The sequence below is a fragment of the Methyloglobulus sp. genome, assembly GCF_046714055.1.
GTDB lineage: Bacteria > Pseudomonadota > Gammaproteobacteria > Methylococcales > Methylomonadaceae > Methyloglobulus.
Map to the genome: position 1 here is coordinate 1 of NZ_JBKKBJ010000264.1, position 10915 is coordinate 10915.

The window sequence follows — 10915 nt, forward strand, 5'->3', positions numbered from 1 at the left end:
ATACTGTGCCAATGTTCAGTTTTATGATTTCATTTTATTAGCAACAACTTAAACCGATATGATTTTATATAGTTGCCAAATCAAGCCGGAATAACCTGGACTCCCGTATTGGCACCAGCATTGCGCAGACGTTTATCGTTAGTCGCAAGCGGCAAGCCACGTCTAATGGCAAGTTCCAAATAAGCGGCGTCGTAAGTGGTTAGGTTTTCGGCACGGGCAAGTGCCAACACTTCATGTAAAGCCCGTTGTGGTGTTTCGTCATCAGTGACAATAGGTAAATCACCGATCAGTTCAAGCCGGGTAGATACATCAGCAGAGTTAATTCGTCTTCGGCGTTCAGCCTGTATCATGACATTCCCCAGTTCCAGATGCCATAATGAAGGCACTAACGCCCCTTCATCCCTGACGCGCTCTAATAATGCGTCACAGATGTCGGATGCTTCATCTTCAAAACACCAGGCAACGGCTATAGAGCAATCGAGTACAAATCCCGTCATCAGCGGCCTTCATCACGCAGTTCCTGCCACGACAAGCCCCCAAGGTTGCAGCCTTTACGTAGGGTCTTTAATTTTGTAATTGCCTGGTCGATTCGAGATCGGTCAGCAGCAGCAATCGGCATAAGCCGTGCCAAAGGCTTTCCATGACGGGTAATGACGATTTCTTCGCCTTGTGCTACACGTTCGAGTAGGGATGACAAATGGGTTTTGGCTTCAAAAGCACCTACAGTAATCACGTGTAACCTCAATATTCTAGTTTAAAGTTTAAACTAGAATACCATATAGCACCGATTTTGTCAGTTCCTTAGTTTATTTGTGGTTTTGTGTGAAACGCCTCCAAAAGCCTGAATTCCCAACCGCTAAAAAGGTTATAGTTATCAAATTGGCCTGTATGCTAATAGGCATGCAAAACTTACCAGGATTCTGGGGAAAACGGCGTTGAAAAGTTTCCACCCCAGGTTGTTTAAATAACCGGCTTTATGCTGGAGAATCCTGGAGTGATCAACATGGATATTATTGCCGAACTTAGAAGGCGACATTTTGTTAGCGGTGAAAATTTCTGAACTTCAGCAGTGGGCGTCGCCATTACAGGATAACCTGCTCCAAGCCATAACGCGCAGTTTGTCAACCTTGCAACCCAACAACATTTTCAGGGCTTATCCCTGGAGCGTGTATGGCACAGTAGACCTGCAAATTATCGTAGACATCATCCGCTTTGACACGACACCCGGTGAATCAGCCAATCTGGAAGCAAACTGGACGATAAAAAACGAAAAAACTCGCGACACCCTAAAAACTGGCCATTCCGTTATCAACCGTTCCCTGGCCGATTCGTCTTATCCCGGAACGGTGCGGGCGCTCAGTAAAATCCTGGGGGAACTTAGCCAAGAATTATCTTTGGCGCTGCTTAAGGTGGAAATACAGCCATGAATAGTTACCAACCTACTCCTATCGACACTACACCAGTAGCACTCAGCCCTGAAATCCAGGAGCTGACCGAACGCCTTGCCGAAAATGCCCACGACCACTGGGCTCGCCAACGCTTAGCCGACGGCTGGCGCTACGGCCCTGCCCGCGATGACATTAACAAACATCACCCTTGTTTAATTCCCTACCAAGATTTACCTGAAGCGGAAAAAATCTACGACCGCCAGACAGCAATGGAAACGCTGAAGGCGATCGTGGCCTTGGGGTATAGAATCGAGAAAGCCGAGTAAGATTGAGCTTTTTTGTGAGCGCCCGCTGTCCTCTTCCTTAGGTTTCATATTATCTAAGCAATTAATAGGGGTTCCCTTAAACCTTTATGGAAATACAAAAGCTCGTTCCATTAGCCAAAGGCTCGCCACGCCTGCTATGCCGATTGAACAGGATTTCAGTATGACTGGTTTATACAAGGGATATCTGCTTAATTTGTAGGCCACAGGCAAAAACACAACAACCAGGGCAAGCTGGCCGATTTCCACACCCAGATTAAAGCCTAATAAACTCCACAGCCTTGAAGATTCTTTTAAGCCCAGATCTGCTAGGACGCTGGCAAAACCAAAGCCATGAATTAAACCGAAAGTAAAAGCTAACAGGGTACGCTTACCTGTAAAAACAGGGACAAGATTATTCAACGCTGCTAATATCACCGAAGCCGCTATGACGGATTCTACCCAGCGTGACGGTAACTCAATATATCCCAACGCGGCTATGCTCAATGTAATGGAGTGTGCCAAGGTAAAAGCAGTCACCACCTTAACTACATCCAAAAGCGCCACTTTGAACGTAGCAACCGGATACCATCTGGCCCCTTCGAAAACCATGACCGATGGAATCAACAGGCTGAACAGAAACAGGATATGGTCGTAGCCGATCCAGATATGCCAGATTCCTTCACGAATAAAATCCGAAATTTCCGCCCAAGGTGTGTGGTTTGCCGAAATATCAAAGATGCGGGACGGCTGCCCTGGCACTAAAATGGCGGCAGAGCTTGCATTACCATAGGTCAAGTTAAGCAGGCCGCGATGCTGTGGATCCAAATCAACAAACAGGCGGTAATCAACAATCAATGGGTCCAGTGTCGGAGTGCCGCACAAACTGTTAAAAAACAGCACTACGTATTTACCATCGGTATGTCCGTCAACCTTAAGATTCGTTTGCTGATGGGAACACGTATTATCAGGAGTGCTCAGTTGCAATCGGGAAAAAACATATTGGCTGAGTTCAGGCGTTTTAGAACGCAACTCTCCCCAGGTAATCGCCCCGTCATCATTATTATCCAAACCTATCGCAAATTCCAGGTCGCGTAGCGCAATATCCCAACGGCCTGACAAATGACCCGCTTGAATGTTGATTGAAAGGTAACTATCGCTAGGTTTGTGTGCGGATGCAAGCGCTGACCATACGCATAGGAAAAAACAGGCTATGTTTTTCATAAGGGTTATCCTTTCGCTAATTTGAGCAATGGCATCAAACGGGCATCTTCCAGGTGGGTTTGTTCCATAAACTTAATAACCGGCAACGCTGCATCGGGTTGTTTTGCCGTCACGGCTGCTTCCAATAATATCCGGGCATCCCGTGGTTCCTTTTGCACAGCCCAATTGCTGATAGCAAGTTTGAGAGCCGTTTGGTTATCTTTAAGTACGTGCAAGACAAAACGTGACTCATCGCCTTGGTGTACCGTATCGCCCCTGGATTTTGCCGCAGCTATCCTGTCTTTAATCAGGTCAGCGTGTTCGTTAAATTGCTTGCGTTGTAACCGCTGTTCGGCCAACGTCAACCTCAACAATAAAGCATCGGCCCGTGTTTCTCCCTGTAGCAAATCAAGCACCTCAGCGGGCCGGTTATGGTCAAGCAAAAAGTCAGAATAGGTTGTCAATAAATAAACGCTCCGACGGCCTAGGGCAACCGCTTTTTGGTACCAAGACTCAGCTTCCTTGCCTAAATCGAGGCGCTCGGCAATCTCGGCCAATATGACATAAGCCCAAGTGAGTTCCTCTGGGTCGCCCTTTACGTCAGCAACTGCGGACGCAAGCTGTGTGTAGGAAGGTCGCGCCTGCCCGGAGAGGCTCAGGGCAGAATTGATACAAATTGCAGCGGGTAATGCGGCAGAAAATTTTGCCAAGGCCAGACAGCTACGTAGCGCCGAAGGATAATCGCCTTGCACTTCAAACACAGCGGCCAGGGTCAACCAAGCTTGGGGCAGGCGGGGATTGAGCTTTAGGGCTACTTTAAGGTCTGCCAAAGCCGCTTGAAAATCATGTCGATTTTGCAGGATCGTTGCCCGTAACACCAGCGCATCGGGCTGTAAATTGTTCGTCCGTAACCAAGCGTTTAATAGGGTTTCTGCATAGCCATAATAGCGAGGATCAGAATTGGATCGACCTAACGCAATATAATCCCTCGCCAAGTCAAGAGCAAGACGGTAATCTCCGGGATTTTCGTTGAGCTGAATTCGTAACTCCCTTAACCGTTTTCTTTCCCCAGTCGCTACCGGTAGGCGTTCTAAAACTTCAGCATCATCTTTAGGTGTATACGCCGCTGTCCAAGCGCTTGGGCTTTGAAAAACCAGCCATGCAACTACGATCAACTTAATAATATTCATGGTCTTGCCTGTGTAGCATTGAGACGGACAGGGAGCACAAACGAAACCATGTCAGCTAACCCTTGCCTTTTCCGGGTAAGTCGATTGCACTTATGGTTTGAATGTAAGCCTGGAACTACTGGCATCTCTCTATTACCTACCGACAACAGGGATATCATAGGATAGGATAAGCATGGAGAGAGGTGAACCTCTCTCCGTGCCTTTCATCCATTATTGTTTATTACCTTTTCGGCGTACACTAGACCGATCCATTTGCATTGGCGAGAAGCCCAGCATTACTCACCTGGATCGATGTGCCGACGGTTACGTCCGTCGAACGGCGTAGGCAGGAAGGGGAAATCAGCGGTGATGCCCTTCTCATTGATGCCCACGCCGTCACCGACGAAGTTCTTAACGTAGTTAGTACCACCTGCCGCACGCACCACAATGTCAGTCACATCATCATCCGGTCTCCGTCCATTCGGGAAGCCTGCGGGATCAGGCGTAGCAGCCCCCGTTGCATCATGTGCGAATGGCCCGAGACGCTTGATCTGGGCTGGCGGTGTCGGTGGCACTGTCATATCCAGGCGCAATAGTTCGGAGAATGGGCCGACTTTTGGATCGGGATTCTGCCCTTTATATTTCAAAAGTAAACCTACGATGTCCTCACGCGGATTAGGAGTCACCGGAACACCAGAAACCAGTTGTAGCGCTCCAGCCACATCAAGTTTGCGGTAAGCGTCGAGGAAGATAGCCTCGTCTTCGGGAAGTGTGGCGTTCCACAAATCCTTGCGTCCAAAGCGGATAATGAGTTCGTTCACGAGCGGGTTCGCCATACGGGAAACCTGGACGAATGGCCCTTTGCCCTCAATGAATTTCTTGGGCGGCTTGTTTACATCCAGACGGGGTTCGCCAGCCCGTAACGTTACCTCATGCCGTAAGGTACGCGCCCACATCCCTATAGTGCCATTGTCGGCATTGGCTGGTTGTCCATTGGACGTAAGCCTACGGATTGGCACCTCGATTGCGATAGTGTTGATATTGAAGCCACTGAAGTTGTTGACACCGAAGGTATTCACCGCATCGTTGGCATCCTCTGCCGCCGTCTGCACAGGTAAAGGTGGCCGACCAGGAACAGCGGGAGGAGTCTCTACCCGCAGGTTGATGGTGTCAAATACCGCACCGAGATCAATGGCAAAAGTTTCCGCACGTTGGCCCGCAAACACCCGGATACCGGTGTCCCACTCGGTAAAAATGCCCTGTTCAGCCAGACCCTCATAATCGGGTATGGTGCGTGGGCCGATGTTGGATGGGACGGTCGGCTTGAACGCACCACCGAAAAGCTCGGTACGATTGCAGTCCCGTAACGCCTTGGTGGTCGTCAGGCTGCAATTTCGTAATTCCGTGACGGTATAACGCTGGATACTGGCAAGTCCCGCCGCACCCGCTCCTTCAAGCGCAGTGATTGGCGGCAAAGGGCCAACCCCGGCGACTGGACGGACAAACTGGCGTGGGCCTGTCACCTCGGTCTTGAAACGCACCTCGTAGACGATGTCGTCGAGACCACCGCCAGACCGGTCATTATCGACGATGAACTGGTAACGGACATTGTCATCGAAAGCGAAGTAATTTGGCCCAGACCCTGGCTCTTGTCCGGGTATGGCATTCATGATGAAGGTGACCTTACGGTCTTCCGGCTTACGGTTTAGGTTTGCCTGGTCATAGCTGACAAAGGCATAGACATCAGTAATATCGGCGGCGGGGTCCAGAGCCATCAGTGGCGCTTCGCGATGGCTGGCCGCCCAGCTTGGCGTGGATGGGATGAGCGTAGCCAAGGTCAACGAGGTGATCGCCACCAAAGCGCCCTGCTTGTTGAATTTCATTGTCATGATATTTCTCCTATATACAGATTGGTATGGACAGAAAGTCCTATAATTCTTTCCGTCCCATTATGGGGGTTCAATTTATTGTTGCTTTTCAAAAAGCTTAGGCAACTATCCAGTGCAATCCAAAATTCACTCTAGCCCAACCTTCCTCCGCAAGGAAAAAGGAATGTCACTTAACTACGGCTTGAGCTTCAAATGTATTGAATAGTTACATTTCAGCCCTCCATAAAGAAATACGCGGCGTATAAGAAATTGGATGCAAAAACTGGATTTTTATTAGCTTGCAAGGTAGGTATCTGGGTGATCGTAAGGATTCCTTCGTAAATGAGTAACATCAAACCAGAGACACTGAATTAAGTGTCCCTGTGCATAAGTTCATAAAATTTCATACTGAAATCGTTCAAGACAAAACCCATTTTTAGGCAATCTTAGGTGGTTTTTTATGCCGGTATGCGCAGCAAAAACCTCAACCGATTAGGTTGATCGTGGCTTAGTGCCCTTCACTATACATTCGTAACTGTGCATAATTGGCTGAAAAGAAGACGTTCATATAGACTATATTCAATGACTGATTGGATATGCGTAATACAGTCCATGATTGCGTGATAACTTTTGAGTAATTTGCCAGAGAACAAGTTGACAAAATAGATATTTAGGAAAAGATACTTATCAAAGTACGTTATGCTTCTGCATGACGTTCCCGCCCTTGATGGCTTGAACCGCTAAGCTGGATGCAGGTCAGGCAGTGCGTTTTGCCTTGACCCATCAATCGCGGCACATCATATTGGTCGCTTTTTGGAACACACATGCTGGTGCAAAGATGAAACTTACGATTGGCAATCTAGCGAAACAAGCCGAAGTGACCGTTGAAACTATCCGCTATTATCAGCGTATCGGTTTGCTGGATGAACCCGGCAAACCCTTTAGTGGTTACCGTCACTATCCACCCCATGACATTCCCAGAATCCGGTTTATTAAACGTGCACAACAAGCGGGTTTCACCTTAAAAGAAATTGCCCAACTGTTATCGCTCGATGGCACTCATTGCGCCGATGTGCAAAAAATGGCCGTACAAAAATGCCTACAAATCGAGGCACAGATAAAGGACTTAATGGCTCTTCGCAATGTATTGGACAATTTGGTAAAACGCTGCCAGAGCGATTTTTCCACAGATCACTGTTCCATTATCGATGCCCTTTCGACTGCCAGGGACGGCGGAAGTGTCGCAAATCGGTAGGAAACCGATGCGACCGACTGCCAGGGACGGCGACCGCGACTGCTCCCGGCAGTCGTCGGCATTTCCTCCATCGATGGAGGTCAGAAGTGCCGCAATCGGTACGGAACCGATGCGACCAAATGAGCCGGACTCAAAATCCTGAGCGTTCAAAAATAATGCAATAACTGCTTGACCCTGTTCCACAGAACAGGGTTTAAACTTCATCCCTGCTTTATTTAAACCTGACATTCCCTGACTTCATCATAACCCGTGTTGAATGCAGAGGATTTGACGCTTAGTTTTTATTTAGGAAAATTTTTATGACGACAGAACATGAAATACCACCCACAGAAAACCCATCCTGGTTAGGGATCGGCGCCGTATTAGCCGCTATTGGCGCATCGGTCTGCTGTGTTGGCCCTTTGCTGCTTATTTCTTTGGGGATTGGCGGCGCGTGGATGAGCGCATTCACTTCAATGGAAACGGTTAGACCTTATTTTATTATCCTAACCCTGATTTTTATTGGTTTGGGGTATCGCAAGCTCTATTTGATACCGGCTAGCTGTAAAGAGGGTGTGGCCTGTGCATTACCCGAAGTTAAACACAAACAGCGGATGATCTTCTGGATTGGCTCGGCATTGATCTTTCTGCTTTTGACTTTTCCCTGGTATGCTCCGATTTTTATGAGTTAAGGAGAATAATGATGACTATTAAAACCGTATGTTTAACGTTGAGCTTGTTGGCCACACCTTTATTAATGCAGACAGCCCATGCTGAAGCTGCTGTTCTTGTTCAATCGCAACAACAAAACAGAAGCCAATCGGTCACGCTCGATGTGCAGAACATGACCTGTGCGATGTGTCCCATCACCATCAGAAAGGCACTGCAAGGTGTCGATGGTGTTAACAAGGCTAATGTTGATTTTGCCAGCAAAACGGCTTCTGTTACCTTTGATCCGCAAAAAACCAGCATAGAAGCCTTGATCAAAGCAACTACAAATGCCGGTTATCCGGCGACTGTTCAACAGCCAAAGTAATTCAAGGAATCGTTATGTGGATTAAAAAACTGAAAATCGATGGCATGACCTGTTCAAGCTGTGCTGACGGTATCGAAAAAGAATTGAATGCGCTTGAAGGTGTTGAGATTAAAGTTTCGTACCCGGAAGGCATTGGCATCCTGACGGTTACCGGTGAAACCCGCCTTGCATCACTGCTTGAGCAAATTACGCAAAAAGGTTATCACGTTAAAGAGATTGACGGCAAAACTGCCGAAACTGATGAATGTTTAGTTTTACCACGTTGTTGTTAAAAGGAAATACTCATGTGGACTAAAAAACTGAAAATTGATGGCATGACCTGCCCAAGCTGTGCCGAGGGCATCGAAAAAGAATTGAATGCGCTTGATGGCGTCGAGATTAAAGTTTCGCACCCGGAAGGCATCGGCATCCTGACGGTTACCGGTGAAACCCGGTTTGAATCGCTGCTACAGCAAATTGCGCGAAAAGGTTATCAGGTTAAAGAGATTGACGGCAAAACCGCCCAAGCCGATAAAAAAACGGCGCCTGCAAGCCATGGCAAGCCGCTGCATGTCGCGATCATCGGCAGCGGCTCGGGCGCTTTCGCCTGCGCCCTGAAAGCGGTGGAAAACGGCGCCAAAGTCACGATGATTGAACGCAATCCCATCATTGGCGGCACTTGCGTCAATATCGGCTGTGTGCCTTCAAAAATCATGATTCGTGCGGCGCATATTGCCCATTTACAAAAACATCATGCTTTTGTCGGCATTAAAAAACAACAACCGGTGATAAACCGCAAGCAACTGGTTGCCCAGCAGCAAGCCAGGGTTGATGAACTCAGGGCGGCCAAATATGAAAATATCCTGGCAACCCATCCCGAGATCAGTTTGGTCAAGGGACAGGCGCGGTTTAAAAACGCCAACACGCTCATCGTCGATCGGGAACATGGCGAATTCACCGAAATTACGGCAGACCGATTTCTTATTGCCACCGGATCGTCTCCGGGCATACCTCCCATTCCGGGCTTGGCGGGTACGCCTTACTGGACATCGACGGAAGCGTTGGCGGCGGAAAAACTGCCGAAACATTTACTGGTGATTGGTTCTTCCATCGTTGCCTTGGAATTGGCGCAGGCTTTTTTAAGATTGGGTTCAAAAGTTACCCTATTGGCACGACACTCGATTTTGTTCAACGAAGACCCTGATATTGGCGCGGAGCTACATAAAACTCTGGAAGCGGAGGGCATGACCATCCTGACACATACCCAGGCAGAAGTCGTGGCATACAAAAAAGGCCTGTATTCGTCCGGGAAATTCACCGTTAAAATCACAAAAGGTCAGACAGTTGCAGGGGATCGTTTGTTGATTGCCACGGGTCGCCCTCCGAATACCAAAGACCTGGCACTGGAACGGGCCGGCGTACAAGTCGGTAAAGGCGGCGTAATCTCCGTTGACGATCACATGCGTACCCATGTCGAACACATCTATGCCGCTGGTGATTGCACTGACCAGCCGCAGTTCGTTTATGTTGCGGCTGCGGCGGGAACCCGCGCCGCCATTAATATGACCGGCGGCAATGCTGCCATCAATCTGTCGGCGATGCCGTCCGTAATGTTTACCGAACCACAAATGGCCACTGTTGGCTTGACTGAAGCCGAAGCCCACCTGAACAATATTAAAACAGACAGCCGCCTGTTGCCGTTGGAAAATGTGCCGCGCGCCCTGGCTAACTTTGAAACCCGGGGCTTTGTCAAACTGGTCATGGAAGAAGGCAGCCACCGCTTGATTGGCGCGCAAATCCTGGCGCCGGAAGCGGGCGAGATGATCCAGACGGCGGTGTTAGCCATCCATAACCAGATGACGATAGAAGACCTGGCAGGGCAATTGTTCCCGTATTTGACGATGGTGGAAGGTATCAAACTGTGCGCCCAAACTTTTAGCAAGGACGTGAAAGAACTCTCCTGTTGTGCGGGGTAATGATGCATAATTGCCTTACTCATCTGAGCCGGGCATCGTAAGGCGCTTCAAGTTAAATGGGAATACACGTTGATATTAAAAACTACCGGATTATTCGTCATAACCGCGCTTGCCGAAATTGCCGGATGCTTTCTGCCTTACCTATGGTTGCGCAAAGGCGATTCAGTATGGCTGTTAATTCCAGCGACGGTCAGCCTGGCCCTATTCGTATGGCTATTAACGCTGCACCCAGCCGCCAGCGGCCGGGTTTATGCCGCCTATGGTGGAGTCTATGTAGCTACCGCACTGGTTTGGCTCAGATTCGTGGACGGGGTTAAATTATCATTCACTGACTGGTTGGGAGCTAGTGTCGCGCTTCTTGGCATGGTTATCATTGTTTTTGGCTGGCAGGACGCAGGCAGGTGAATTTTATGCAGGAACTTAAGGTTTTAGCTGGTTCACTGACCTTGAAAAGCGTAAGTTTCTGTTCAACTGCCACATCTGCTCCAATTTATCCAACATTCAAGACACCCGTTAACATTACTGCGAGGTATTGTCATGAAAGATCAAACAAAACAAACTGCCGGTTTAATGGGGGCCGCCATTGCTGCGGCCTGTTGTCTCGGCATTCCTGTTGTGCTCAGTGCAGTGGCAGCCGTTGGGCTTGGCTTCCTGATAAACGACGCCTATTTGTTGCCGATGTTTGTAGGGTTCGCCGGTTTAAATTTATGGACGCTTTACCGTTCCGCCAGGAAACATGAAGCACTATCGGAGGATGCGA

The 10915-nt window shown here is 48.7% G+C and carries 12 protein-coding genes and 1 pseudogene; 8 read left to right on the plus strand and 5 right to left on the minus strand.

The window, feature by feature from the left end:
• Positions 1-80 precede the first annotated feature (80 nt).
• Positions 81-497, minus strand: a complete 417-nt coding sequence (locus tag ACLQ6D_RS15725; RefSeq protein ID WP_411728258.1) for a type II toxin-antitoxin system VapC family toxin — start codon at positions 495-497, stop codon at positions 81-83.
• Positions 497-733: a type II toxin-antitoxin system Phd/YefM family antitoxin gene (locus ACLQ6D_RS15730; RefSeq protein ID WP_411728259.1), complete on the minus strand. Its 237-nt coding sequence runs from the start codon at positions 731-733 to the stop codon at positions 497-499. The genes ACLQ6D_RS15725 and ACLQ6D_RS15730 overlap by 1 nt, the downstream gene beginning before the upstream one ends.
• Before the next feature lie 280 nt (positions 734-1013).
• Here ACLQ6D_RS15730 and ACLQ6D_RS15735 point away from each other — a divergent pair, with 280 nt between their 5' ends.
• On the plus strand, positions 1014-1427 hold the full coding sequence (locus ACLQ6D_RS15735; RefSeq protein ID WP_411728260.1) for a membrane integrity-associated transporter subunit PqiC: 414 nt from the start codon (positions 1014-1016) through the stop codon (positions 1425-1427).
• The gene (locus ACLQ6D_RS15740; RefSeq protein WP_411728261.1) at positions 1424-1714 is read left to right on the plus strand and encodes a RyR domain-containing protein; all 291 of its coding nucleotides are present in this window, start codon (positions 1424-1426) and stop codon (positions 1712-1714) included. Before ACLQ6D_RS15735 ends, ACLQ6D_RS15740 begins: the two co-directional genes overlap by 4 nt.
• An 84-nt stretch (positions 1715-1798) precedes the next feature.
• On the opposite strand, the gene ACLQ6D_RS15745 is transcribed toward ACLQ6D_RS15740, so the two are convergent.
• The 3 genes from ACLQ6D_RS15745 to ACLQ6D_RS15755 form a co-directional block, all read right to left on the minus strand.
• Complete coding sequence (locus ACLQ6D_RS15745; RefSeq protein ID WP_411728262.1) at positions 1799-2914, minus strand: HupE/UreJ family protein; 1116 nt, start codon at positions 2912-2914, stop codon at positions 1799-1801.
• A 5-nt stretch (positions 2915-2919) separates the two neighbouring features.
• Entirely contained in the window at positions 2920-4083 is a 1164-nt protein-coding gene (locus ACLQ6D_RS15750) for a tetratricopeptide repeat protein (protein WP_411728263.1), read from the minus strand.
• A gap of 275 nt (positions 4084-4358) precedes the next feature.
• Positions 4359-5951, minus strand: coding sequence for a DUF4331 domain-containing protein (locus tag ACLQ6D_RS15755; RefSeq protein WP_411728264.1), 1593 nt, complete (start codon positions 5949-5951; stop codon positions 4359-4361).
• 817 nt (positions 5952-6768) lie between these two features.
• Between ACLQ6D_RS15755 and ACLQ6D_RS15760 the strand changes: the two genes are divergently transcribed.
• From ACLQ6D_RS15760 to ACLQ6D_RS15785, 6 genes and pseudogenes are all read left to right on the plus strand, one after another.
• Positions 6769-7185: a MerR family transcriptional regulator gene (locus ACLQ6D_RS15760; protein WP_411728265.1), complete on the plus strand. Its 417-nt coding sequence runs from the start codon at positions 6769-6771 to the stop codon at positions 7183-7185.
• 299 nt (positions 7186-7484) lie between these two features.
• Positions 7485-8200 (plus strand): annotated as a pseudogene (gene merP / locus ACLQ6D_RS15765) (mercury resistance system periplasmic binding protein MerP).
• Positions 8201-8214: 14 nt separating this feature from the next.
• Positions 8215-8472: a heavy-metal-associated domain-containing protein gene (locus ACLQ6D_RS15770; protein WP_411728266.1), complete on the plus strand. Its 258-nt coding sequence runs from the start codon at positions 8215-8217 to the stop codon at positions 8470-8472.
• Positions 8473-8484: 12 nt separating this feature from the next.
• On the plus strand, positions 8485-10155 hold the full coding sequence (gene merA / locus ACLQ6D_RS15775) for a mercury(II) reductase (RefSeq protein WP_411728267.1): 1671 nt from the start codon (positions 8485-8487) through the stop codon (positions 10153-10155).
• A 69-nt stretch (positions 10156-10224) separates the two neighbouring features.
• Positions 10225-10560, plus strand: a complete 336-nt coding sequence (locus tag ACLQ6D_RS15780) for a YnfA family protein (RefSeq protein WP_411728268.1) — start codon at positions 10225-10227, stop codon at positions 10558-10560.
• Between the two features lie 132 nt (positions 10561-10692).
• Positions 10693-10915: MerC domain-containing protein (locus ACLQ6D_RS15785; RefSeq protein WP_411728269.1), on the plus strand; the 223-nt coding region annotated here is incomplete at its 3' end.

What these genes read in the sequence shown, in the direction of transcription:
- ACLQ6D_RS15725 (WP_411728258.1), bottom strand. Translation starts at nt 497, where the DNA reads ATGACGGGATTTGTACTCGATTGCTCTATAGCCGTTGCCTGGTGTTTT.
- ACLQ6D_RS15740 (WP_411728261.1), top strand. Translation starts at nt 1,424, where the DNA reads ATGAATAGTTACCAACCTACTCCTATCGACACTACACCAGTAGCACTC.
- ACLQ6D_RS15745 (WP_411728262.1), bottom strand. Translation starts at nt 2,914, where the DNA reads ATGAAAAACATAGCCTGTTTTTTCCTATGCGTATGGTCAGCGCTTGCA.
- ACLQ6D_RS15750 (WP_411728263.1), bottom strand. Translation starts at nt 4,083, where the DNA reads ATGAATATTATTAAGTTGATCGTAGTTGCATGGCTGGTTTTTCAAAGC.
- ACLQ6D_RS15755 (WP_411728264.1), bottom strand. Translation starts at nt 5,951, where the DNA reads ATGACAATGAAATTCAACAAGCAGGGCGCTTTGGTGGCGATCACCTCG.
- ACLQ6D_RS15760 (WP_411728265.1), top strand. Translation starts at nt 6,769, where the DNA reads ATGAAACTTACGATTGGCAATCTAGCGAAACAAGCCGAAGTGACCGTT.
- ACLQ6D_RS15770 (WP_411728266.1), top strand. Translation starts at nt 8,215, where the DNA reads ATGTGGATTAAAAAACTGAAAATCGATGGCATGACCTGTTCAAGCTGT.
- merA (WP_411728267.1), top strand. Translation starts at nt 8,485, where the DNA reads ATGTGGACTAAAAAACTGAAAATTGATGGCATGACCTGCCCAAGCTGT.